Source organism: Litoreibacter roseus, from assembly GCF_009811795.1.
GTDB lineage: Bacteria > Pseudomonadota > Alphaproteobacteria > Rhodobacterales > Rhodobacteraceae > Litoreibacter > Litoreibacter roseus.
The window spans coordinates 82,972-107,282 of the sequence record NZ_BLJE01000001.1 but is presented as its reverse complement, the minus strand read 5'-3'; the positions used below and the strand labels follow the sequence as shown (position 1 = coordinate 107,282).

Annotated in this window: 25 protein-coding genes; 8 read left to right on the top strand and 17 right to left on the bottom strand. The window is 60.6% G+C overall.

Annotated elements, in window-relative coordinates; translation table 11 throughout:
- Positions 1-89: 89 nt before the first annotated feature.
- Positions 90-512 carry a tellurite resistance TerB family protein gene (locus KIN_RS00500; RefSeq protein ID WP_174239086.1) on the top strand — a complete coding sequence of 141 codons (423 nt, stop codon included), beginning with the start codon at positions 90-92 and terminating at the stop codon, positions 510-512.
- Positions 513-584: 72 nt separating this feature from the next.
- Here KIN_RS00500 and KIN_RS00495 read toward each other — a convergent pair whose 3' ends face one another.
- Entirely contained in the window at positions 585-866 is a 282-nt protein-coding gene (locus KIN_RS00495) for a hypothetical protein (protein WP_159804013.1), read from the bottom strand.
- A gap of 135 nt (positions 867-1,001) precedes the next feature.
- Between KIN_RS00495 and KIN_RS00490 the strand changes: the two genes are divergently transcribed.
- Complete coding sequence (locus KIN_RS00490; protein ID WP_159804012.1) at positions 1,002-1,187, top strand: PLD nuclease N-terminal domain-containing protein; 186 nt, start codon at positions 1,002-1,004, stop codon at positions 1,185-1,187.
- A gap of 55 nt (positions 1,188-1,242) precedes the next feature.
- On the opposite strand, the gene KIN_RS22525 is transcribed toward KIN_RS00490, so the two are convergent.
- The 9 genes from KIN_RS22525 to KIN_RS00450 form a co-directional block, all read right to left on the bottom strand.
- Positions 1,243-1,374, bottom strand: coding sequence for a hypothetical protein (locus KIN_RS22525; protein ID WP_279285193.1), 132 nt, complete (start codon positions 1,372-1,374; stop codon positions 1,243-1,245).
- A complete protein-coding gene (locus KIN_RS00485; protein ID WP_159804011.1) occupies positions 1,375-2,661 on the bottom strand; it encodes a c-type cytochrome in 1,287 nt (428 codons plus the stop codon).
- Positions 2,661-3,863, bottom strand: a complete 1,203-nt coding sequence (locus tag KIN_RS00480; RefSeq protein ID WP_159804010.1) for a formate dehydrogenase subunit gamma — start codon at positions 3,861-3,863, stop codon at positions 2,661-2,663. Before KIN_RS00480 ends, KIN_RS00485 begins: the two co-directional genes overlap by 1 nt.
- Before the next feature lie 91 nt (positions 3,864-3,954).
- Positions 3,955-4,548 (bottom strand): formate dehydrogenase FDH3 subunit beta, encoded by a 594-nt coding sequence (fdh3B, locus tag KIN_RS00475; RefSeq protein ID WP_159804009.1) that lies wholly within the window; start codon positions 4,546-4,548, stop codon positions 3,955-3,957.
- A gap of 13 nt (positions 4,549-4,561) precedes the next feature.
- Positions 4,562-7,537: a formate dehydrogenase subunit alpha gene (locus KIN_RS00470; RefSeq protein WP_159804008.1), complete on the bottom strand. Its 2,976-nt coding sequence runs from the start codon at positions 7,535-7,537 to the stop codon at positions 4,562-4,564.
- A 112-nt stretch (positions 7,538-7,649) separates the two neighbouring features.
- Positions 7,650-7,838, bottom strand: coding sequence for a twin-arginine translocation pathway signal protein (locus tag KIN_RS00465; RefSeq protein ID WP_159804007.1), 189 nt, complete (start codon positions 7,836-7,838; stop codon positions 7,650-7,652).
- A gap of 52 nt (positions 7,839-7,890) precedes the next feature.
- A complete protein-coding gene (locus KIN_RS00460) occupies positions 7,891-8,499 on the bottom strand; it encodes a TorD/DmsD family molecular chaperone (RefSeq protein ID WP_159804006.1) in 609 nt (202 codons plus the stop codon).
- Positions 8,496-9,143, bottom strand: coding sequence for a DUF3306 domain-containing protein (locus KIN_RS00455; RefSeq protein ID WP_159804005.1), 648 nt, complete (start codon positions 9,141-9,143; stop codon positions 8,496-8,498). The genes KIN_RS00460 and KIN_RS00455 overlap by 4 nt, the downstream gene beginning before the upstream one ends.
- On the bottom strand, positions 9,140-9,670 hold the full coding sequence (locus tag KIN_RS00450; RefSeq protein WP_159805270.1) for a DUF3305 domain-containing protein: 531 nt from the start codon (positions 9,668-9,670) through the stop codon (positions 9,140-9,142). The genes KIN_RS00455 and KIN_RS00450 overlap by 4 nt, the downstream gene beginning before the upstream one ends.
- Positions 9,671-9,916: 246 nt before the next feature.
- Here KIN_RS00450 and KIN_RS00445 point away from each other — a divergent pair, with 246 nt between their 5' ends.
- The gene (locus tag KIN_RS00445; RefSeq protein ID WP_159804004.1) at positions 9,917-11,866 is read left to right on the top strand and encodes a 4Fe-4S binding protein; all 1,950 of its coding nucleotides are present in this window, start codon (positions 9,917-9,919) and stop codon (positions 11,864-11,866) included.
- Between the two features lie 121 nt (positions 11,867-11,987).
- Here KIN_RS00445 and KIN_RS00440 read toward each other — a convergent pair whose 3' ends face one another.
- Entirely contained in the window at positions 11,988-12,710 is a 723-nt protein-coding gene (locus KIN_RS00440) for a c-type cytochrome (protein ID WP_159804003.1), read from the bottom strand.
- A 96-nt stretch (positions 12,711-12,806) separates the two neighbouring features.
- On the opposite strand from KIN_RS00440, the gene KIN_RS00435 reads away from it, so the two are divergent.
- The 4 genes from KIN_RS00435 to KIN_RS00420 are packed head-to-tail and all read left to right on the top strand — an operon-like array spanning position 12,807 to position 15,265.
- Complete coding sequence (locus KIN_RS00435) at positions 12,807-13,001, top strand: DUF6494 family protein (RefSeq protein ID WP_159804002.1); 195 nt, start codon at positions 12,807-12,809, stop codon at positions 12,999-13,001.
- Between the two features lies 1 nt (position 13,002).
- Positions 13,003-14,067, top strand: a complete 1,065-nt coding sequence (locus tag KIN_RS00430) for an Mrp/NBP35 family ATP-binding protein (protein ID WP_159805268.1) — start codon at positions 13,003-13,005, stop codon at positions 14,065-14,067.
- Positions 14,064-14,774 carry a biotin/lipoate--protein ligase family protein gene (locus tag KIN_RS00425; protein WP_159804001.1) on the top strand — a complete coding sequence of 237 codons (711 nt, stop codon included), beginning with the start codon at positions 14,064-14,066 and terminating at the stop codon, positions 14,772-14,774. Before KIN_RS00430 ends, KIN_RS00425 begins: the two co-directional genes overlap by 4 nt.
- Entirely contained in the window at positions 14,771-15,265 is a 495-nt protein-coding gene (locus KIN_RS00420; RefSeq protein WP_159804000.1) for a DUF6505 family protein, read from the top strand. The genes KIN_RS00425 and KIN_RS00420 overlap by 4 nt, the downstream gene beginning before the upstream one ends.
- Positions 15,266-15,268: 3 nt before the next feature.
- On the opposite strand, the gene KIN_RS00415 is transcribed toward KIN_RS00420, so the two are convergent.
- The 6 genes from KIN_RS00415 to KIN_RS00390 form a co-directional block, all read right to left on the bottom strand.
- Complete coding sequence (locus KIN_RS00415; RefSeq protein WP_159803999.1) at positions 15,269-16,069, bottom strand: ABC transporter substrate-binding protein; 801 nt, start codon at positions 16,067-16,069, stop codon at positions 15,269-15,271.
- Complete coding sequence (locus KIN_RS00410; RefSeq protein WP_159803998.1) at positions 16,066-16,782, bottom strand: ATP-binding cassette domain-containing protein; 717 nt, start codon at positions 16,780-16,782, stop codon at positions 16,066-16,068. Before KIN_RS00410 ends, KIN_RS00415 begins: the two co-directional genes overlap by 4 nt.
- Positions 16,776-17,480, bottom strand: coding sequence for an ABC transporter permease (locus KIN_RS00405; RefSeq protein WP_159803997.1), 705 nt, complete (start codon positions 17,478-17,480; stop codon positions 16,776-16,778). The genes KIN_RS00410 and KIN_RS00405 overlap by 7 nt, the downstream gene beginning before the upstream one ends.
- A gap of 10 nt (positions 17,481-17,490) precedes the next feature.
- A complete protein-coding gene (gene dacB / locus KIN_RS00400) occupies positions 17,491-19,008 on the bottom strand; it encodes a D-alanyl-D-alanine carboxypeptidase/D-alanyl-D-alanine endopeptidase (protein ID WP_159803996.1) in 1,518 nt (505 codons plus the stop codon).
- A 136-nt stretch (positions 19,009-19,144) separates the two neighbouring features.
- Positions 19,145-19,747, bottom strand: a complete 603-nt coding sequence (locus KIN_RS00395) for a nicotinate-nucleotide adenylyltransferase (RefSeq protein ID WP_159805266.1) — start codon at positions 19,745-19,747, stop codon at positions 19,145-19,147.
- 72 nt (positions 19,748-19,819) lie between these two features.
- Positions 19,820-22,261, bottom strand: a complete 2,442-nt coding sequence (locus KIN_RS00390; protein ID WP_159803995.1) for a methyl-accepting chemotaxis protein — start codon at positions 22,259-22,261, stop codon at positions 19,820-19,822.
- 139 nt (positions 22,262-22,400) lie between these two features.
- On the opposite strand from KIN_RS00390, the gene ettA reads away from it, so the two are divergent.
- Positions 22,401-24,056, top strand: coding sequence for an energy-dependent translational throttle protein EttA (ettA, locus tag KIN_RS00385; RefSeq protein WP_159803994.1), 1,656 nt, complete (start codon positions 22,401-22,403; stop codon positions 24,054-24,056).
- Positions 24,057-24,311 lie beyond the last annotated feature (255 nt).

The following is a 24,311-nucleotide window of genomic DNA, read 5'->3' as shown; positions in this document are numbered from 1 at the left end:
CCATATGTCATCCAGACGCCGCTACCTATTGTGCGGGGCGTCTTCCGTCAATATTCTGCACCGCAACATCTGGAACACGAAAGATCGCCATGCCCCAAGACACGCTTCCCTTTTCCGCGCAGGATAGCCTCGTTGCGATCATGATCGCAGTTTCAATGTCGGATGCGAATGTCCGCACATCTGAATTGCTGAGCATCCATTCCATCGTCGAACAGTTGCCGGTCTTTGCCAACTACGATGTGGACCGGATCAAGCTGGTCGCTGGCATCACTGCAGATTTGTTTGAGCAGGAAGACGGTCTGGATGCCATGTTCGCACTGGTTCGTGAACAACTGCCGGACAGGTTGTTTGAGACCGCCTATGCGCTGGCCTGTGATGTGGGCGCAGCAGACAATAAGCTCAATCAAGACGAGCTTCGGATGTTAGAAGAAATTCGTTACGAGCTTGATATTGATCGGCTGCACGCAGCCGCCATCGAACGCGGGGCCCGTGCGCGGCATGCGACACTTTGACCTTATTAGCGTGTCACTAGTCACAAAAAAGGCCGCCAATTGGCGGCCTTTCGCGTCAGATATTACTTGAATTTATCCGTCGTTTTCGGGTGGTGTTACGTTCAACGTTGGTACTGTTACAGTCTCTTCCGTCGTAGTGATTTCAACGTCAGGCACTGTCACCGTTGTTTCATCAGTGCCGACGGAGATGGATCCGACTTCCGCATCAAATTCAGGGGCTTGCCCGCCTTCAACGCTGACATCCACGTCAGGTAAACGTGCATCTTGGGTCTGGTCGATATCGACCATGTAGACGCCAAACAATACTGCTACTGCGAGAACAGCTACGCCAACGAAGGTCCATGTAGTTTTCATCGTTTTGTCTCCTTATTATATCGCGATTAGTGACAGAACACGGAGAGGTCACCGTGAGTTCCAAGAAATATATTCGGAACAAATTTGAATGGCAGGACGTTCTTTCACCGGAACCGCAATAGAAGGAGTTTGACAATGGAATATGGTATTCTGGGCCTGATCGTCCTGATCTTGAACATCTATGCAATCGCAAAGATCTTCGGCAGCGGCGCATCCACCGGTGCAAAAGTTCTCTGGATTGTGTTGATCCTCGTACTTCCGGTCGTGGGCTTCATAATCTGGTTGATCGCCGGTCCAAAGGGCGGTGCAGCAACCGTCTGACGATCAGATAACAACGAGAAAAAAGGCGCCCACTGGGCGCCTTTTTTGTTCAGCGCTATTCGTCACTGAGGCGTACATTCACGCCCGATCCCTGTTCGGAGCTCGAAAAACCAAGCTCCCCAAGTGCAAAATTCGCACCAAACGCAATGACAAACATCGCGACAAACGCACTGAGCATGGCTTTCATTCAGTTCCCCTCCTCTGCCGTCGCGGTCTTGAGATAGTCGATCAGATCGGCACGATCCTGCGCCTTCACAATCCGCTGCATTGGCATCTTCGTCCCCGGAATATAGTGATCCGGGCCCAGATCGAAAAGCCCATCAATTGTCTCATCGGACCAAATCATGGGTGAACCTGTCAGCGTGCTGGAATAGCTGTAGTCCTTCACCGTTCCCGCCTTGCGCCCAAAAAGCCCGTACAGCGTCGGTCCCGCCCTTCGCGCGCTGTCCGGTGTCAAAGTATGGCAAATCGAGCACTTTCGCTTGAACTGCCGCTCCCCGTTGCCCAAATCCTCCGGGTTTTCCAGAAAACTGCGCGGCTCCGTCGACATCTGATCATGAGTGTCCATGGTCGCGACGGGCCAAGAATACATCGTATCATCCAGCCCGCCTGCGTGAATATTCATCCCGTTCCGCGAAAAGGCCAGCGCCCAAACAGGACCCTGCTGCGTCGCACGGAAATCTTTGAGGATCTTCCAGTTCTCCGTATCAATCACCATGATGAACCCCTCCCCGTCGCCAACGGCCAGCCGGGCACCATCGGGACTGGCGGCCATGGACAGGATCGGACGCCGCTCCAGCGTAAAATCCGAGAGTAACTCACCCGTGGCAACGGACACCACGCGTGTCACACCATCCACCGCCCCGTAGGCAAGCCACCCGGCGGCCTCGTTCAGGATCAGCTCGTTCACGCCGAATCCATGCTTCACCAGCACCAGCTTTTCACCCGCTGTTGCCACATCCCACACGCGGATCGTCCCATCGACCGACCCGGAATAGAGCGTTGCGCCGTCATCAGAAAATGCGACCGTATTCACGCCGTTGTCGTGACCTTGCAGAAACTGCGGAGCGCCCCCATCCAAAGGCCAGAGCCCGATGGTACCGTCCCAACTGGCCGAGGCCAAAACACGGTCGGACGCGGCAAGGGCAGTTATCTTGCCCTCATGCCCCTCCAGACGGGATTGCACGCCTGCAACCAGATCCCACCGAATGATATCGAAATCATCCCCCGCCGAAAACACCAGCTCGCTTGAGGCATACAAAACCGCGTTCACCGCAGCCTCGTGCCCCTCCTGCCAATCGGGCTTGCCCTCAGACCAGAGACCGACGGAGTTGTCAAAGCTCGCCGTCGCAATCCGGTCGTCGGGCGACACGGCAATGCCCATGATCGGGCCGCCGTGGCCCTTGAGAGTGAAAAAGTCCTGCGCAGTCGCCGGGGCGGCACAGAGCAGGCAAACCGCCACAAACCGCCGCATTATTCTGCGGGCTGGCTGCCTTGGCCGCGCCGAGGCACGCCCTCTCTTTCCCGCACTTCTTCGACCCAGAGCGAATGGTGCTCGCGCGCCCACTGTTCTTCGACTTCGCCGCTGCCCATGGCATCGAACGCGCCCTCCATCCCGACGGAGCCGATGTAGATATGCGCAATGATGATCGCCATCAGAACAAAGCTGACAATGGCATGCCACAGCTGGGCGTATTGCATCTCTTCGTGAGGGGCCAGCGCGGTGCGCAACTCCCCGAGCCCGAGCGCTTGTGGGATGCCAAACGCGTTCAGTTTCTCAAACGTGACTGCGAACATGGGCATCTCGAAGGGAAACAGAAGCGACAGGCCCGACACCGAGATCGATGTGCCCAGCACGATGACAGACCAGAAAATCAGTTTCTGCCCCGCATTAAACTTCTTCGCGGGCGGATGCCCTCCACCGAAGATGCCGCCGCCCTTCAGGATCCATTTGATATCCGTCCGGTCAGGAAGGTTGTGAATGACCCACATCACGAAAATCATGACCAGCGCGATCATAAATGCCCAGGATACGTTGTTGTGAATCCATTTCGACCAGGTTGCCAGAACCGCGAAACTCTCATGGCCAAAGGTCGGGATCAGATATTTGCGCCCGGCCAGCGACACCAGCCCCGTGATACCCAGCAAGATGAATGATCCCGCCAACAGCCAATGGCCAAAACGCTCAATGGCCTTGAATCGCTCGATCGTACGACCGGTGCGCGCCCCGTCGATCCGGATGCGCCCCCGGATCAGCAGGAAAACCGCCAGAAGAATGATAGTCCCGCCAAGCAGATAAAGACCGTAGGTCAGCAGCGGCCCTTCGCGGAACGTGAGCCACCACATGCCGCGATCCTGCACCAGAACGGTGGCCGCGGGGCCATTGTTGCTTGCGGTGATGTTTGCCGTGTCATGGCGAACCTTGCTCCACATCTCGGCGTCCGACACGCCACCAAGCGTGCCAAGTTGGCCGCTGCTTGGCGCACCGTCGCCCAACGTTGCCGGATCACGCGCCGTACTTTCGACCTGTTCCCCGCGCTGCCGCGCCAGAATATCCTCAAGCGTCTGCGCGCCACCGGTGGCCGAGCGGTCCGATGTGGGCGGCGTAGCTTCTTGGGCGGAAACGAAGCTTGTAAAAGTGACGGTCAAAAGCAGGGCGATCAGCGAACGCAACATGGGTCATGTCCTCACATCATATCAGGTGGAAAAGGGCGGTCTCTGGATCAGAGGCCGCCCCTTCGCGTTTACGGTACAAAAGGATCGGCGATCAGCCGTCTTTTTGATTGTAGGCGGTGCCCCAGCCCCAAGCGCCGGACCCGAAGCCACGGGCCACAACACGTTCGCGGTAGATGCCGGACACGACGTCACCGTCACCGGCCAGAAGGGCCTTCGTCGCGCACATCTCTGCGCAGATCGGCAGCTTGCCTTCCGCAATCCGGTTGCGCCCGTATTTGGCGAACTCGGCGGTGGAGTGTGTTTCTTCCGGGCCACCGGCGCAGAACGTACATTTGTCCATCTTGCCGCGGCTGCCAAAATTACCCGCCTGCGGGTATTGCGGCGCGCCAAAGGGACACGCGTAGAAGCAGTAGCCACACCCGATGCAGAGGTCCTTGGAGTGCAGAACCACCCCTTCCTCGTTCTGGTAGAAGCAATCCACCGGACACACCGCCATGCAGGGCGCATCCGAGCAGTGCATACACGCGACCGAGATTGAGCGTTCCCCCGGCTCGCCGTCATTGATCGTGACGACCTTCCGGCGGTTGATGCCCCACGGCACCTCATGCTCGTTTTTACAAGCTGTTACGCACGCATTGCATTCGATGCAGCGTTCAGCGTCGACGAGAAACTTAGCTCTTGCCATCTCTCATTCCTCCTTATGCCGACCAGATTTTGCAGAGAGTGGCTTTCGTCTCCTGCATCTGGGTCACTGAATCGTAGCCATAGGTCTGTGCGGTGTTTGTGGATTCACCCAACACGTAAGGGTCAGCCCCGTCAGGATACTTGTCCCGCAGGTCCGCGCCTTCGAAATGACCCCCGAAGTGGAACGGCATGAAGGCAACGCCCTCGCCGACCCGTTCAGTGACCATCGCCATGACCTTCACCTTGCCGCCTTCCGGACCTTCGACCCAGACCTGAGCACCGTCACGCACGCCAAGATTGTTGGCATCGCGGGTGTTGATCTCGACGAACATGTCCTGCTGCAATTCAGCCAGCCACGGGTTCGAACGCGTTTCATCACCGCCACCCTCGTATTCCACCAGACGGCCGGAGGTCAGCACGATTGGGTAATCCTTGCTGAAATCCTGCTTCTGGATCGAGGCATACATGGTCGGCAGACGGTAGAATTTCCGGTCCTCATAGGTCGGATAATCCGCCACCAGATCCCGGCGGTTTGTGTAAAGCGGTTCGCGGTGGACAGGCACCGGATCCGGGAATGTCCAGACCACGGCCCGCGCCTTGGCGTTGCCGAAAGGTGCGCATTCATGGGCGATTGCAACCCGCTGAATACCGCCGGACAGGTCCGTTTTCCAGTTTACCTTGGCAACCTTGTCATCGTAATCCGATGGGAACGGCGACATGGATTGTTCGCCGACCTCAGCCTGACCTTTCTGGAACTCTGGAATGCCGCCTGCGCGGGCAATCGCTGCCTTCTCGTCGTCGGTCAGTTCGGTATGCCAGCCCAGATCCTTGAGCATCTGGTAGGTGAACTCAGGGTAGCCGTCCTGAATGTCCGACCCGGCGCTGTAGACACCTTCCGCCAGCAGGTTGTCGCCATCCCGCTCCACGCCAAAGCGCGCCCGGAAGGTCAGACCACCTTCAGAGACCGGCATCGACATATCATAGAGGTTCGGCGTACCCGGGTGGTTCATCTCAGGCGTGCCCCAGCATGGCCATGGCATCCCGTAGTAATCGCCATCCGCCGGACCACCATTGGCCCGCAATGTGGTGCGGTCAAAGGTGTGCTGGTTGGCCATATGCTTCTTGATCCGCTCCGGCGACTGACCGGTATAACCAACCGTCCACATGCCTGCGTTGAATTCCCGCGTGACACTCTCGATGTTGGGCGTCTCGGCGTCCTCCATCTCGATATTGCGGAAGAAGCGGTCTGCCCAGCCAAACTTGTTGGCGAACTTCGCAATAATGACGTGATCCGGCAGGCTTTCGAACAGCGGATCGACAACCTTGTCGCGCCACTGGATCGACCGGTTCGATGCGGTAACAGAGCCCCGCGTTTCGAACTGGGTACAGGCCGGCAGAAGATATACGCCATCCGTCCGGTCATGGAGCACCGCAGATACGGTCGGATACGGATCGACGACGACCAGCATATCCAGCTGCTCCATCGCCGTTTTCATCTCCTTCATCCGCGTTTGGGAGTTCGGCGCATGTCCCCAAAGCACCATCGCACGGACCTTTTCCGCCTGATCCATGTTCTCGGCATCTTCGAGCACACCATCAATCCAACGCGACACCGGAATGCCGGTCTCGTTCATCAATGGCTTGTCCTTGCCATCCGCACCCTTGATCGTGGCGAACTGACCTTTAAGCCAATCCATATCCTCGTTCCAGACACGACCCCAGTGGGCCCAGGAACCGGGCTTCAGGCCATAATAGCCCGGCAGCGTGTGGCTCAGAACGCCAAGGTCCGTGGCCCCTTGCACATTGTCGTGGCCGCGGAAGATGTTGGTGCCGCCGCCTGCGATGCCCATGTTACCCAAGGCCAACTGAAGCACACAATAGGCGCGCGTGTTGTTGTTGCCGTTGGTGTGCTGGGTGCCACCCATGCACCAGATTACAGTGCCGGGACGGTTGTTGACCATCGTCCGCGCAACGCGCTTGAGCTGCGATCCGGGTGTCCCGGTGACACGCTCGACCTCTTCGGGGGTCCACTTCGCGACCTCTTCCTTGATCTGATCCATGCCCCAGACACGGGTCCGGATGAACTCCTTGTCTTCCCAACCGTTCTCGAAAATATGGTAGAGAATGCCCCAGACCAGCGCCACGTCAGTGCCGGGCCGGAAGCGGACATATTCGTCCGCATGGGCCGCCGTCCGGGTGAACCGGGGATCGCAGACGATCACGGGCGCGTTGTTCTGCTCTTTGGCTTTCAACAAGTGCAGAAGCGACACTGGGTGCGCTTCGGCAGGATTGCCCCCGATGATGAAGATCGCCTTGGAGTTATGGATGTCGTTGTAGCTGTTGGTCATGGCGCCGTAGCCCCATGTGTTCGCCACACCCGCAACAGTGGTGGAGTGACAAATCCGCGCCTGGTGATCGACGTTGTTGGTGCCCCAGTAGGCCGCGAATTTCCGGAACAGGTAGGCCTGCTCGTTGTTGTGCTTGGCCGATCCAAGCCAGTAGACGCTGTCCGGACCGCTCTCGTCCCGGATCTTCATCATCCCGTCGCCGATCTCGTTGATCGCCTCTTCCCAGCTCAGGCGAACCCATTCGCCGTTCACTTTTTTCATGGGGTACTTCAGACGGCGCTCGCCATGGGCGTGTTCGCGCACGGATGCGCCTTTCGCACAATGGGCGCCCAGGTTGAACGGGCTGTCCCAGCCGGGTTCCTGACCCGTCCAGACGCCGCTTTGCACCTCCGCCACGACCGTACAGCCGACCGAGCAGTGCGTGCAGACAGATTTGATCGTCTCGACCGCACTTGCGGCCGCCGTGGCCGCACTGGCCTTCGTGACCGTGCCGCCCGTTGCGGCAACTGCCGCCAGGCCACCGATGGCCAGACCGGAGCCGCGCAAGAACGCACGGCGATCGACGGATTTTTCTGCGATGTCAGACAGGATACCGGTCCGCTGGGGGCGTCGCGCAACCCCGTTGGTCTTTTTCCTAAGCATTTAGTTCCCTCCCTTGCTGCCCCCGATCGGGTGGCTGGGTCGATTTAGAGACCTCTGACAGTCGGGCGTCACGCAACCAGTCGTCAGCGGCAATAGAAGCGTCCGTTCTGTCCTAGAAGCGGGCGCTGTCGAGATAGGCGCGAGTGTGCGCGGTGTCCTGCATCGTCTCGGACGCAAGATCGACGGGCTGAGCCTCAGCCGTCGTACCGCCAGCCGCAACAGCGACCGCGGCGGCAGGCGCTGCTGTGCCCGCAAGTTTCAAAAAGTCCCGGCGATTTGCGCCTTTGTTTTCCGTCGTCATGGGATGTCTCCCTTCCTTCCAGCGCGGGGCATCCCCCGCAGGTTGTGCGGACCTAGCCCGCTGTCATCCGAAACGCTTCGCGCTCAATCTCCATGAATGCCTTGCCGACCCCGCCGACAGACGCATACAGAACCGAGTTCTTGGCTGCTTCCAAATCCGAGTAAAAGTGACCGGCCCACGGGCCGATATGCTTGTTGAAGAATGTCTTCTGGTCCTCCAGCGTCGCTGGCGCACCGAAGCGCCCAACGATCATGCCGCCCATCATCTCCATCAAAGAGGCGATGTTGTCTTCCGGCTCATAGACATTTTCGGCCCGCGTGATTCCACGCTGCGCCATATCATTGCGCAATTGCGCCAGGGGCTTTTCGTTCAGGAACCCCGTCAGGTAGTAGCTGGCATAGGGCAACAACTCGCCCCGCCCCAATCCAATGAAAAGCGCGTTGAACTCACTGAGAACCGTACGCGGTTTTGACACCTTGGCCACCCTTGCCAGCGTCGAGATCGCCTGACCCAGCGGACTGTCGTCCCCAGAAAGGCCCGCGGTCTGCTCCAGAAGCATGGTGTCAGGAGGGCCAGCCAGCATCAGGCCAAGATAGTTGTAAAGATCGGCACGGAGCCTATCTTCTTCTGGAACCTGAACTGTATCTTGCATGAGGGTCATGCAGTCTCCCCGTCAAAGGAGAACCGCATCCGGCGCGGCCGCACCGAAAGTCTCTCCCTGTCTTCATCATCGTGCGAGATGACATCAGATTGGACCTCGACCTTAGTCGTAGCCCCCTCCTCCTGTGACATTTGGTCCGGCCCCTCATCGGCCTGGACCGCATCTTCGACAGCAGCGACCTCCACAGACTCGGCCTCCGGTTTGGCATCGCCATCAGCGGCGCGCTCAGCTTCTTCGGCCATCTTCACCACGTGACGCATCATACCTTTGCCGACCTGATAGGCGGTCTGCATATTCTCGACGACCATCGCGCTGTCCGTAAAATCCTGTCCGTAGTCCACCAACTCATCCAGATTGGCGAGCGCGGGGTTGGTCAACCACAGCTTGCGCAGTGCGCGACGCCGCAATCTGTCCGGCACAACCTTGGACATGAACACGCTGAAATCATCGCCTTCGCCCAGCGTGTCCGGATCGGGAAGGCCCAATTCTTCCAACAGCTGCTCATCGGTCTTTTCTTCCAAGGCCGCACGCTCTGCGGCTTCCGCCTCGGCAAGGGCTTCGGCCTCGTCAGTCTGGGCTTCGGCCTTCACCCCTGCACGACGACGGGACCAGAAATCGCCCCTCTGATCATCACGACGGCTCAATGCACCTGTCCCTTGCGGCCCGGCGCGCGGTAAACATCCGTCATCTGCGAAATCCGTTCGTCCCCGATGCCGGTTTCGGCCAGATCCGTTCGTTTCTTGTCCCGCTTGCGCTTCACGAAGACCTCGTCCTCATGGTATTTTTCGACATAATCGCGCACCCACGCGATCAGACCACCGGGCATGGCCACCTTTTCCACAAGCTCCTCGCCGGTGTCCGCATAATCCTGAGCCTCGTAGGGCGAGGCCGTGACCATCACGACATCCAGCGGCGCGTCACCCTCGCCTTCACGCATGATCACGTAAATCGCAGGCTCCTTTGCGGACAAGCCATGCAGGTAGCCTTCAGTGTCCGTGCGAAACAGCTCAAGGGGTTTGGTCGCGGCATGGTATTCCGTGGCCTCCCCCTCCTGACGCAGAACCTTCCAGTCGGCGTCAGCGGCACCAGGGAGCACTGCGACTGCCTTCCAAGTCCACTTCGCCCAGCGCGTCACGCCCGGCATACGCCGGATGACCACGCCCAGAGGCATAGAAATCGAGTGTTCTTCTGCTGGTGTCAAAGCTCCTCCCAAAGCTCAGATGCGTTCGCGACCGCTAGGGTGCGCCAGTAATAGGCGGATGCCAAGACATTTTCGAAGTTCACCCGGAAAATCGAAACACCGTTGAAACACGACATCTGCGACCGGTCCGCCCTGTTTTTCGGCTGGACGCCCTGCGCATTTCGGGACTAGCTTTACCGGCTTTCAGCCGACAGCGGCGTGATCCGGGGGATGAGCATGACCAAGACGCTTATTTTATGCGACTGCCTTGGCAGCCAGACGCTTGACGCGAACGCGATCGAGGCGGGCTCTGGACTGCGTTGCTCCAAGATTCACACGGCCCTTTGCACCGACCAGATCGAAGACGCCGCTGCCGCCATCGCAAAGGGCGACGCGATCATCGCATGCCAGCAGGAACGGGCGCGGTTCGAAGCGCTGGCCGAAGAGATCGAGGTCGACCCACCCGCCTTCGTGGACCTGCGCGACCGGGCCGGATGGTCTGCCGATGCGGAAACGGCGCCCAAAATGGCCGCCCTCGCAGCAGAGGCGGTGCTGCCGCTGCCCTTGGCCAAATCCATCGATATTGTCTCGGAAGGGACCTGCCTGATCATCGGCACCGCAACGTCAGCGGTCCCGGCGGCTGAGCGGTTGGCGGAAACGCTGGCCGTCACACTGTTGCTGACGGACGGGTCCGAGCCGCCGATTGACCACCGTTTCGACACCATTCACGGACAGGTCCGCAAGGCAGCTGGCGCATTGGGGCATTTCACCCTGACCATCGATGGGCTGAGGCAGGTCATCCCCGGCGGACGCGGAGCGCCCGAAATGACCGAACCGCGCGACGGCGCCGCCTCGGTCTGCGACATCATTCTTGATCTTTCCGGCGGAACGCCCCTGTTTCCAGCCCCCGAGAAACGCGAAGGATATCTGCGCGCCGATCCCGGAAGCCAGCCCGCCGTGGCCAAAGCCGTGTTCGACGCAGCCCAACTGATCGGCACATTCGAAAAACCGCTCTATGTCCGGACAGAGCCCGCGCTCTGCGCCCATTCCCGCGCGGGCCAGCCCGCCTGCTCAAAATGCCTCAACATCTGCCCGACCAGTGCAATCACGTCGGAGGGTGATCACGTCGCCATTGATCCGCTGATCTGTGCGGGATGCGGTGCGTGCTCCGCCGTTTGCCCCTCGGGCGCCATTGCCTATGACGCGCCGCCGGTCGACAGCGTGTTCCAGCGCCTCCAGACGCTTGCCTCCACCTACCGCAAGGCGGGCGGCACTGCGCCACGGCTCTTGGCACATGATGCAGACCACGGGACCGAACTGATCAGCCTCTCTGCGCGCTTTGACCAGGGCCTGCCTGCCGACGTGATCCCGCTGGAAGTCGACGCCCTGTCAGGCTTTGGGCATGCCGAGATGCTGGGTGCGCTCGCCTGCGGCTTCGCCGACGTGACGATCCTGCTGGCCCCCAAGACTGATCGGGACGCCGTGACGGGTGAGATGCAAATCGCTCAGGCAGTAGCCGGGGACGCGGAGATCACGCTGCTGGATATCTCGGACCCGTCTGCCTTGTCCGATGCGCTATATACGGACAAGGGCCCCTCAGTGCGCACCGACCCGATCCTGCCGATCGGCACGCGAAGGCAGATCACCCGGACCGCCGCAAAGACGCTGACCACGACCGAAATCATCCCGCTGCCCGCCCACGCCCCCTACGGCGCAGTTCTGGTGGATACGGATGCCTGCACGCTGTGCCTGTCCTGCGTATCGCTCTGCCCGTCCGGGGCCTTGGGCGATAACCCCGACGCACCACAGCTGCGCTTTCAGGAAGACGCCTGTCTGCAATGCGGCCTCTGCGCCAACATCTGCCCGGAAACGGCGATCACGCTGGAGCCAAGACTCAATCAAACCGATGCCGCATTGGCCCAGGTTGTGCTGCACGAGGAGGAGCCCTTCGCCTGCATCGAATGCGGCGCGCTCTTTGGCGTAAAATCAACGGTCGAGAAGATTACGGAAAAGCTGGCAGGCAAGCATGCCATGTTCGGCAACCCAGAAGCGGCCAAGATGATCCAGATGTGTGACACGTGCCGGATCAACGCGCAGTACCATTCAAAGGACAATCCCTTTGCGGGCGGAGAGCGCCCAAAGCCCCGGACCACAGCGGACTATTTCTCAAAGCGCAAGGACCACTGACACCAGCTGTCTTGGGGGCGCCGCCCCAAACCCCGGAGTAGTTCCGCCAGAAAGAAGAAGATCGGGATTTCTTTCTGGTCCAAATACTCCCGCCGGAGGCGGTCCTTACCCGGCCCGCACCCTAGCGGCTCTGAACCGGCGCACCAAGATCGGCGGGCGATACATGCTGAACAAAGGCCACTATGGCATCGACCTCATCGAGGGTCATCTCGACTGGCACGATGGGGGAAGGCCGCGCAGGATCGAAGGGCTCGGTCACGCCCTCGATCTGCGTGAAGGCACCATGTGGTTTGAGGGCAAAGAACGCCTGAAATCGATCGCTCCAATCAGAAAATGTGCGCAGTACGGCAAAGGACGGCGTCGACCCAATAGCGTCCATCCGGTTTTTCTCGCTGACCACATGGCATCGCCCGCAATGGGCAAGCGCCAGACGCTCGCCAGCGGCCGCATCGCCCTCGAACACCTCGGCGGCGACGACTGCTTTTGGGCTGACATCCGCAGAGAACGCAACGTCGGCGAAGCTTTCCACCGTACGTTTCCCCACATCCGAGGTGAGCCAGTCCAAAAACCGCATCTGGGCAGGGCTTCCGTCGATGGTCAGAGCCCAGATCGTGTCATCCTGCCGGAACACCGGCGTGCCCTCCGCCCCGAACGCTGCCGCCCCGTCGGTCTCGACGAGGTTTGGTCGAATGCTTGTCTTCAGGGCAAACCGCGGCAGGATGTATCCCATCAGGCCGGTCTCCCTCAGGGCCGCTGGCGCCTCAAGCGTGAAGCTGTCACCGTCGGCCCATGCCGCGCTGCCAAAGCTGGTCAGGATCGCGAGAACCAAAGCGCCGGATTTCATGGATATGCCTTTCGCCGCAGACCGATTGCTTGCAAGGCTAGCGGCGGTGGCCTAAATCCGTCAATGCTTTCCCAGATTGCCAACAGGAGCCCGACAATGAGCGATGATTTCAACATGTCCATGCGCAAGTTTCTCAAACAAGTGGGCGTCACCTCCCAACAGGCCATCGAGGAGGCGATGCGCAACGCGGGCGACACCAGCGGCAAGACCTTCAAGGCGAAGGTGGTTCTGACCGTGAACGGGCTGGATCTGGAACATGTCGTCACCGGCAAGATCGAAGGGCAAGCCTGACGTGGCTCTGACGCGGGAGGCCGTGCTTGAGGCCCTGAAAACCATCGCAGACCCCGTCAGCGGCAAGGATATCGTCGAAACAGGTATCGTGCGTGCACTCAATGTGGACGGCACCAACGTGCGCTTCGTGCTCGAGGTCGACCCCGCCCGCGCGGACAGCTATACCTCTGTCCGCGACGCGGCCGAGGCAAAGACAAAGGCCCTGGGCGCCGAGCCGGTTTCGGTGGTCATGACCGCCCATTCCGCCCCCGCCGCGCCGCCTGACCTGAAAGGCGGTAAAAAACCGGTCCAACAGGGGCCTGAACGTATTCCCGGCGTCAATCGCATCATCGCCATCGCGTCCGGCAAGGGTGGCGTCGGCAAATCCACCCTATCTGCCAATCTGGCCTGCGCGCTGGCCGCCGAGGGGCGTCGTGTCGGCCTTCTGGACGCGGATGTCTATGGTCCGTCGCAGCCCCGGATGCTGGGCGTTTCCGGCCGCCCGGCCTCGCCCGATGGCAAAACAATCCTGCCCATGCGCAATTTCGGCGTCACCATGATGTCGATGGGTCTGATGACAAACGACGATCAGGCGGTGGTTTGGCGCGGGCCGATGCTGATGGGCGCGCTTCAGCAGATGTTGATGCAGGTGCAATGGGGTGCGCTCGACGTGCTGCTGGTGGACCTTCCGCCCGGAACGGGGGACGTGCAGATGACACTGGCACAAAAGGCCCATGTGGACGGTGCAATTATTGTGTCGACGCCTCAGGATGTGGCTCTTCTGGATGCGCGCAAAGGCATCGATATGTTCAACCAGCTGGGTACCCCGATTTTGGGCATGGTCGAGAACATGAGCACGCATATTTGCTCGAACTGCGGTCACGAGGAACATGTGTTCGGTCATGGCGGCGTCGCGGCAGAGGCGGAAAAGATCGGCGTGCCGCTTCTGGCCGAAATTCCTTTGCATCTGGACATTCGCGTGGCCGCAGATGGGGGCGCGCCTGTTGTCATCTCCAAGCCCGAAAGCGCGCTGGCGGATGCTTTTCGTGAGCTGGCGCGGACGCTGATCGCAGACGGCGTGGCATGACGGTTGAGCTGAGTTTCCCGCCGCTTCTGTCCGGCCACCGGCTGGAAGGCGCGGCCGATCCGTTCGAGGTGGCCCAAGCGCAGGCCGCCGCCGGATGCGACGCGGGGCTCGTGGTCTATAATCTGCGGCCCACCACACTGGACGCGGCGATCGTTCTGGCGCCCGAAGTCCCCTTGCAACAAGCCATGGCCATGCTGCCCGTGTGCGGTGTCGGCTTTCAGAACGCCCTCGGTGCGCTGTCCCCACCCGAGGTTGCCGTACATCTGGAGTGGGACGGGACCGTCCGGATCAACGGCGCGCGCTGCGGCAGGTTCACGCCGGCAGCCGCGACCACCGACCCGGAAACCCAGCCCGACTGGCTTGTGATTGGTCTGACCCTGACGCTGTGGCCCGAAAGCGATGACACGGGCCACCAGCCCGACCAGACCGCGCTGTACGCCGAAGGATGTGCGGATGTGGATGCCGCTCAACTGCTGGAAAGCTGGGCCCGGCACACGCTTGTCTGGATCAACCGCTGGTCTGAGGAAGGCAATGCGCCGCTCCATAAGGACTGGCGCGGGATGGCCCATGGCATCGGTGAGGACATCACGGTAGCAGGCAAGACCGGCACGTTTCTGGGCGTGGACGAAGACTTCGGTTTACTCTTGCGCCGGAGCGATCAGACCGATCTGATCCCGCTCACCACCCTACTGGAGTCCAGCCCATGAAACTTGCCCGCGCGATCCATTTCGATGAAAGCGACCAGCGTGTTTATCATTCCCCCGCGCGCACGGGCGAATGGTGCATCCCCGGCGGGTTTGAATTCTCCAACTGGGGGGAGGCCGATCTGACAGGTAAGTCCAAGCAGGCTTTTTCAAACGGCTGGCTGGGGGTCGAGACCTTCGGTCGCGTCACCTTTGTTGCCGTCACCCAGATCGAACCCGGGGAGCGGGGCGAAGTGATCGCAGCCCTCGCGGCGCATTTCGTCAGCCATTACGGAGCACCCGATCTGGACGCCGCCCAGCCCGTTGCGGCAGAAGAGATCGACCAGATGATCGACCTGTGCGCCGATCATCCCCCGAACACGCTGCTGACCGTGGCGCGGGACCTGACCGATGCCGGGGTTAAGGAAAGCTTCCGGGTGATCGAAAGTCAGGAGGCCGACATCAGCCAGTTTGCGGTCCACGGCTCCTTGGACGAGGAACCGCACCAGCACTGACGATCACTTGGCATTGAAGACAAACAGCGTTTCACCACCGACCTTGTACTCATTGATCAGCGCCTTGGCTCGGTCACTCACAAGCCACGCCTCCAGCCTCAACGCCGCCTCATGCTTGATGGCCGCGTTCTTGTCGGGATGTACCGGAAGGTAGGCGTATTGGTTAAACAGCACCGGGTCGCCCGCATAGACAAGTGTCAGATCCGCCGTGTTTCCGAAATTCAGCCAGCTGGCGCGGTCAGACAGAATGTAGGCGTTCATGCCCGCCGCCGTGTTCAGACTTGCCCCCATGCCAGCGCCCACAGGGCGATACCAACCACCCAGCGCCGCCGGATCAAGCCCCGCCGCAGCCCAAAGCGATAGTTCCTTCTTATGGGTGCCGCTGTCATCGCCCCGACTGACAAAAGGCACTTGCGCCGTCGAAATCGCCATCAACGCCGCGGCGGCTGTCTCGGCCTTGGACACGTCCGCTGGATCGCTGGCGGGGCCGATGATGACAAAATCATTATACATGATCCCGCGCCGGTGCGTGCCGTGCCCCGCCTCCAGAAACGCCTCTTCCGCCGCGCGAGAATGCACCAGAATGGCATCCACGTCGCCAGCCTCGCCCAGCTTCAGCGCTTGGCCTGTGCCCACGACCAGCAATTGCACATTCAGGCCAGTATCCTCGGCGATCGCGGGCAACAGCACATCCGACAGCCCGGAGTTGTGAAAGGACGTGGTGACCGCCAGTTTGAAATCTTCGGCCAGCGCCATCCAGCCGGACAAGCCCAGCGCAAGAACTGCAAGAACAACACGTATCATTCTATGATATCTCCCCTCAGAAACGCCTTGGCCTCTGCCGTGCGCGGCCCCTCCAGAAACGCGGCAGCAGCGCCCGTCTCATGCACGCGACCTTTGATGATAAAAACAATGTCTTCCGCAAGGCGTTTGCATTGACCCAGATCATGCGTGGTCATGAGAATCCCAACCCCGGCATCACGCGCGCCGATCAAAAGCGCCTCGATCTCGCGCATGGACCGCCCGTCCAGATTGGCGCAGGGTTCATCCAGAAACAACACATCTGGCGAAGCGACCAGCGCTCGCGCGAGCGCCAGTTTCTGCTTTTCCCCGCCAGACAGTTGCGGCGCAGAACGACCCAGCGCGTCCGCCAAACCAATCCGCTCCGCCCAGAGCGCCACCTGATCTGCGATCTCGGCCTTCGGAGCCCCCCGCAGCTTCAACGGATACGCCAGATTGTCCGCAACGGACCGGCGCATCATGATGGGCGTTTGAAAAACATATGCCTGTTTAAGGCGCGCAACCTCGGGCGGCACGGCCCATATGACAGAGCCGCCGTTGATCCGTTCGATCCCGTGCATCGCGCGCAGCAGCGTCGTCTTGCCCGCCCCGTTTGGCCCAAGCACCACCGTGATGCCCCGGTTTTCCAGCGTCAGATCCACAGGCCCGATAAGCCGCGCACCCCGGCGATGCACTTCCACATCCTTGACTGTGACAGGGAACAACTGGCTCACCACCGCCCCTCCCGCTCGGTGCGCGACAACCAATGGATCGACAGGTTCACCACCAGCGCCAGCGCGATCAGCACAAACCCCAACCCCAGTGCGAGGGCGAAATCTCCCTTGCCCGTCTCCAGCGCGATGGCTGTCGTCAGAACCCGCGTCGCGTTCTCGATGTTGCCGCCGACGATCATGATCGCGCCAACCTCACCGATGGCGCGCCCAAACCCGGCCAGCGAGGCCGTCAGCAACGTGCGCCGCCCGTCCCAGACCAACGCGGCGATACGCTGCCTGCGGTTGGTGTTCAGCGAGATCAGAAGATCATGGTATTCGGCCCACAAATCGCGCATCGCCTGATGGGTAATTGACGCGATCAGTGGCGTGATGATGATCACCTGCGCGATGATCATGGCCGTGGGTGTGAACAACAGACCAAGCACCCCAAACGGCCCGGCCCGTGACAAAAGGATGTAGACGATCAACCCCACGACGACCGGCGGCAGGCCCATCAATGCGTTCATCACCGCAATCACCACCCGCCGGTAGCGAAACCGGCGGATCGCCAGCCATGTGCCTAAGGGGATCGCGATGGCCGACGCCACGACCAGCGCGGTCATCGTCACCTGCAGCGAGCGCAGCGTGATGTCGACCAGATCCGCATCCAGCGTGACCACCAGCAAGGCCGCCGCAACGAGACCCTCGAAGATATCGTTCATGGCCGCGCGCTCAAATCTCGTCCAGCACGCACCAACGGCGGATCAGTTCCCGCTGCATCAGGCGCGCCCGCCCGTTCCACGACCGTCCCCCGCGCGGTCGCTCTTTCTGATCGACCGTCAAAGCGGCCCGGCGCGGCAGGTCGGACGAGAAGATCGCAAAAACCAGATCGCGCCCGTCGGGCGCCGTGATATAGCCCGCCAGCGCGTTGACGAAGTTGAGCGTCCCGGTCTTCGCCACGACCACAGGCGGTTTGTCCAAAATGATCTTTGGATCCCGGTCCTTCATCGGAATGTTTTTCAGCAGGGGCCGCAGCATCCCCACCCTTTCGGCGCCCACCAGTGCCTTGACCATCTGTTGCGCCGTCATGGACGACTGGTCCCCCAGCCCGGAGTGATCGACAAAATGCGCGCGCGGCGTGTCGTACTTGTCCCGCAACCACTCTTGCATCGCCCGTGCCGATCCGCCCAGATCCATCACGTCATCCAGCATCCGGCTGGCTGACATGCCCAAGACCTCAGCGGTCAGATTGGTCGAATACTTCAGCATTCCACGGCAAATAGCCCTGACGTCCGAACTCGTATGCTCGACCAGCACAGTTCCGGCGGGTCGGGTCGTTACCCGCTTGGGATAGGGCAGCACCAGTCCATGGGACCGCGCCACCGTCTGAAACACATCGCCCGCGTAAATCTCGGGACGGCGCACGGGCAGCCAACGACCGCCGCCATTGCCCAACGCGCCACGCGCCACGCTCCACTCATCGCGTACGCCCGCGTCCCGGTAGCCGAAAACGGGCGTCCGACGATCCACCACCTGCGTATGCGCAATCGTAACCGACGGGCGAATGCGGTTCGTCCGTGCATCCATCGACACCTGATAGCGCGTGCCCTGCCGCTTCCATTCCAGATAGACCCGGTTGAAATTCAGGTTCAGCCCCGAAATCGCCGGGTTGTACCCCACATGCTCAGGCTGGCCCGCGTCAATACGCGCAACGGTAGGCAAACCGTTTCCGAAGACCAGAAAGTCCCCGCGAATGGCAAGCACACCCGCCTCTTTCAGTCGACCAGCCATATCAAACAGATCATCACTGTCGAGCACGGGATCACCACCACCCTCCAGCACCAGATCGCCTTGGATCACGCCATCCTCGACGGGGCCAGTGGCGCGCAGGCGAGTGCGGAACCGGTGATCAGGTCCCAAGACGTTAAGCGCGTAAAGCGCCGTGATCGCCTTGCTGACGCTGGCCGGGGGATGGGGCGCAAGCGGGCGCACCGCCTCCAGAATTTCGCCAGTCTTGGCGTCAGCCACCACGCAACTGGTCTTGCCGCCCAGCCGCGCGGCCTCGATCAATTCCTCCGCCGCGGGGATGATCCGCTGAGGGCCACCCTCGGGTCTGCGGCGCGGGCGATCCGAGCGTGTCAGATCCGTCTTTGCAAGGGCCGGGCCTGTCAGCGCAGCGTCAGCCGCACCAAAAAGCAAGAAGGCCAGAACCGTGCGGCGACCGGGCCGAATATGAGGTGGGGATGCCATGGGGCAGACCATCGCCCAACGTCGGGGACGTGGCAAGCGGTGTTCGCCGCGGCATCTATGCTCTGTGGCTTTGAAATCGGCGCTTTGCCGGGCGAACGGGTGTACCGGTTTGCGCGGTCCAGTGGCTGATGATTGGCTAGGTGTCAGCGTCCCACTGTCCGGCGGCGCGAATGGCAGAGGACGACCGCTCGCTCAGGGGTAAGTTGATATAGCACCAGGCGGGCGCATTTTGGCGGGCCAACATATGACTGGCGATCCCGGGCAGGCGCGCATGGGCATAGCGCTGGGCCGTCAGCGACCGACGGGCCGACAGCCTGTCGCCGGGGCGCGCCAAAACGCCCATCGGGACGGTTTCAATGATGTCGTGCCAACCCTGCCACTGATGGAAGTTGGCCAGATTGTCCGCCCCCATCAGCCACACGAGCCGGGTCTGAGGCATTCGCTCGCGCAGGGCACGCAGCGTTTGAGACGTGAAGACCGTGCCCAGCTGGTATTCAATGTCAGTGACTGTGACGCGGGGGTGCTGCATCACCTGGCGCGCGACCGCCAGCCGCTTTTCAAAGCTCGCGGGGCCACGTTGTTTCAGGGGATTGCCCGGCGAGACCAGCCACCACACCGCGTCCAGGGAAAACCGCTTCAACGCCTCGCGCGTGATATGAGCGTGACCCTCATGGGCCGGATCGAAAGATCCCCCCAGCAAACCGACCGTCAAACCATCCCAAGCCCGCAGGCCGTTCATCGTCACCTTCATGAATCCGCTCGTAGCAGAGGCTTGGCTTAGGATGAATTCGTTTTTTACAGACAGATAGTCCTAGAAATCCTTCCAGATCCCGTGGTCTTCGGATCTGCGGTGAGCCGGTTTCGCCTCGGGCGCGGCGGGTGGCTTTGACCCGGTCATATCTGTCCCGGCAGTCCAGCCCTTACCAAATGGTACGACATTTCCGTCCTGCATCAACTGGGCACTGGTGCTTTGGTCCTTCGTCTTGAAGGTCGCGATCAATTCATTGAGTTGCGTCGCCTCGGCATTCAGGGCAAAGCCCGCAGCGGTCGCGTCTTCTGCCATCGCGGCGTTTTGCTGGGTCACCTGATCAAGTTGCGTGACACCGATGTTGATCTCCCCCAGACCAGAGGATTGTTCGACCGCGCCGCTGGCAATGTCGCTGACAAGGGCAGCAATATTCGTGATCTGATCGACAATGCTGGTGATTGCCTCGCCTGTTTCGCCCACAAGCTCCACACCACGGCCCACCTGCAAGGAGCTGTCATCGATCAGCGCCTTGATTTCCTTCGCGGATTCCGACGACCGCTGCGCCAGCGCCCGCACTTCGGAGGCCACAACAGCGAAGCCTTTGCCAACATCGCCCGCGCGGGCCGCCTCGACACCTGCATTCAATGCCAGAAGGTTTGTCTGGAACGCGATGTCCTCGATTACGCCGATGATTTTCGAGATGCTGTCCGAGTAGCGCTTGATCTCGGACATGGCGGCCACAGCATCGTCCACCACCCGGCCGCTGTCGCTGGCATTGCGCTGGGCTTTGGCGACGATCCCCTCAACCTGCTTGGCCCCGTCGGCCGCATCCTTGACGCTCTGGGTCAACTCATCCAGGGCCGCCGCCGTTTCCTCGAGGGTTGCTGCCTGATTTTCCGTGCGCTGGGATAGATCGTCAGACGCGTTGGAGATGTTCTTGGCCCCCGTTCCGATCGTCTGCGCGCGCTCGATCACCGAATCCATGGCCGTGCACAGCGTGTCCACCGTGGCGTTGAAATCCTTGCGCAAAACCTCGTGCTTGGGATCAAAGGAGTCGCGAATCTTATGCGTCAGATCGCCCGCAGCCAACCTGTTGAGACCCACCCGCAAAAGCTCGACCACGCGGTCCTGTTCGTGGCGCTGAACGGCCAGTTCTTCATCGGTTTCCTTGGCGATTTTCAGCTTCGACGTCAAATCTTCCAACTGCTTCGAAATGCGTCCGATCTCATCGTTGACGGCGGATTGCGGGATATCAATGTCGTAGTCTTCCTGCGCAAGCCTGCGCAGAGCCTTGTCCACAAATTTCAGGCGCCCTGTCATCGTATGGGCCAAAAGGCTGCCCAGAACGCCCACCACAATCGCAATTACTGGCAGCTGCGTCATGAGGTTGCGGCGCAGGGCCGTAATGCTGGCAAAAGCCTCCGTCGCGTCCTGCTGTGCCACCAGCCCCCACGTGGTTCCGGCGAAGCTGACCGAGTTCGTCACGGCCAGCACCGACTGCCCCAGCGGCCCGGGGGTATCCCTGAAAATGCGGCGCTCCCCGGCCAAGGCCGCGCGCACCTGCTCGCTGCCTTCGACGGATTGAAGCATGTCATACCCGGCTCCTTGCCGGCTGGCGTTCCGCGTCAGCATGTCCTTTCCGACAATCATGACAGTGCCGGTTTTGCCTAGACCACCATCCTTTGCCATGATGGTGGACACCTGCCGTTCACTGACCTGCACGACGATAGCCCCGATCTTGTCACCACGCGGATCAAAGAGCGGGGATGCGATGAACGCCGCAGACGCGCCACCTTGCGCCTCAAATGCGTCGAAATCGACAAAGCACAGATGCCCTTCTTCCTGCTTCAGCGCATCGCGAACGGCCGTCGCCAGACCGCTGTCCGCGTAAGGCCCCTCGAAAACATTGGTGCCGAAGGAATCCTGCTTGGTGACCGAATAAATCACATAACCGCGTCGATCGACGAGGAAGATCTCATCATAGGCAAACCCCGTCCGCAAATCCGCAAAATCGTTATGGTAGCGCTCGTGAACGGTGGAGTAGCGGCTCTTGTCTTCGGCTTCGTTGAACATCTCGCGCGCGCCGAGCGGGTGCGGGTTTTTCACCTGATACCACTCGCGCACATGACGGCCCGCATCCGCGCCGAAATCATCCCACGTATCGATAAAACGCATCGTCGCCGCGCGGGTAAACCGGCTTTTCGCAAGCGCCAGCGTGTTGCGGCTGAGCTGGAACAGCCAGCTTTCCAGCGCGTCTTTCCGGTCATCGAGCATCAACTCAAAGCGGGCGATCGTCTGATCCCGGATCACCGACGACGACTTGAAATAACTATGGAATGCCGTCGCCCCGGCGACGGTCAGGCACAACAGCGCAATCCCCAACGGCATCTTCACCGAAATCGGCAGATTTTTCGGTAGGATGGCCGTCACCCGATCTGGCAAATTCGGTCGCCATGCCAGCGCGCGCGCAAGTCTGGGGCTGGCAGAGAGTTTGGGCCACTGCATCGATTGGTTTTCCGCATGTCATTCGTGTCTGGCGGACCATTGCACCACAGGTCTTAAGGGCGGTTTAACCGCGCCAAGTCCCGATTGCCCCCCAGGACGCCGCCCGCTATCAAGTGCCAAACATAAAGGGATGATCCACATGGCTGCCTATCAATATGTCTATCACATGGATGGTGTCTCGAAGACCTATCCCGGTGGTAAAAAATGCTTTGAAAACATCCGCCTGAGCTTTCTGCCCGGCGTCAAGATCGGCGTTGTGGGTGTCAACGGCGCGGGTAAATCCACGCTGATGAAGATCATGGCCGGGATCGACACGGATTTCACCGGGGAAGCCTGGGCCGCGGAGGGCGCGCATGTGGGCTATCTTCCGCAGGAGCCGCATCTTGAACAGGCCATGACCGTGCGGGAAAACGTGATGCTGGGGGTCAAGGCCAAGAAAGACATCCTCGACCGCTACAACGAGCTGGCCATGAACTACTCGGACGAGACCGCCGAGGAGATGGGCAAGCTGCAGGACGAGATCGACAGCCAGAACCTGTGGGACCTCGACGCCCAGATCGACATCGCGATGGAGGCCCTGCGCTGCCCTCCCGATGACGCCATGCCCGAGAACCTATCGGGCGGGGAAGCTCGCCGCGTCGCGCTTTGCAAATTGCTGCTGGAACAGCCCGACATGCTGCTCCTGGACGAGCCGACCAACCACCTCGATGCCGAGACCATCGCGTGGCTACAAAAGCATCTGATCGACTACAAGGGCACCATTCTGATCGTCACCCACGACCGCTATTTCCTGGATGACATCACAGGCTGGATCCTCGAATTGGACCGGGGTCGCGGCATCCCGTACGAGGGCAACTACTCCGCGTGGCTGGAACAGAAGGCCAAACGGCTGGAGCGCGAGGCTAAGGAGGACAAGGCCCAGCAAAAGACGCTGGAGCGCGAACTGGAATGGATCCGCGCGGGCGCCAAGGCCCGGCAGGCGAAATCCAAGGCCCGGATTCAGGCCTACGAAGAGATGGCCGGCCAATCCGAGCGCGAGAAACTGGCCCGCGCCCAGATCATCATCCCCAACGGGCCGCGTCTGGGCTCCAAGGTGATCGAGCTGGAGAACCTCAAGAAAGGCTACGGCGATAAACTTCTGATCGAGGATCTCAGCTTCTCCCTGCCGCCCGGCGGCATTGTGGGCGTGATCGGTCCCAACGGCGCGGGCAAGTCCACGCTGTTCCGGATGCTGACGGGGCAGGAACAGCCCGACGAAGGCACGCTGGAATACGGCGACACGGTGGAACTGAGCTATGTCGACCAGTCCCGCGATGCACTCGGCGCCGACAAGACTGTCTGGGAAGAGATCTCCGACGGCGGCGAGATCATCCAGTTGGGCGACGCGCAAATGAACTCCCGCGCCTATTGCTCCGCCTTCAACTTCAAGGGCGGCGACCAGCAAAAGAAAGTGGGGCTTCTGTCAGGGGGCGAGCGCAACCGCGTCCACATGGCCAAACTGCTCAAATCCGGCGGCAACGTCCTGCTGCTCGATGAGCCGACCAACGATCTGGACGTCGAAACCCTGCGCGCGCTCGAAGACGCGCTGGAAAACTTCGCGGGCTGCGCTGTCATTATCTCCCACGACCGGTTCTTCCTCGACCGGCTCTGCACGCATATCTTAGCCTTTGAAGGCGAAGCCCATGTGGAGTGGTTCGAGGGCAATTTCGAAGCCTATGAAGAAGACAAAATCCGGAGACTGGGCCCCGATGCCGTCGAGCCCAAACGGGTAAAATACAAGAAATTTGCGAGGTAACCGTCGCGTTGCCTCCAACGCGACGCGTGCGCGGCAGTCGCTTTTCATCGAAAAGCGACGAGAGCGGCACCCGGTGCAATTTGCACACCAGAAGCATTAGTGGGTAGGGGGTAAACCCAATTTCAAATTAATATTAATCCGAGACTGCAAATGAAATACTTGGAAACCTCGATTTCCTTCTTCGCAATCGGGTCAATTCTGACAGTCTTTGTACAATGGGTACTAGGGCGGACAGACCGATCCAATGTACGCATA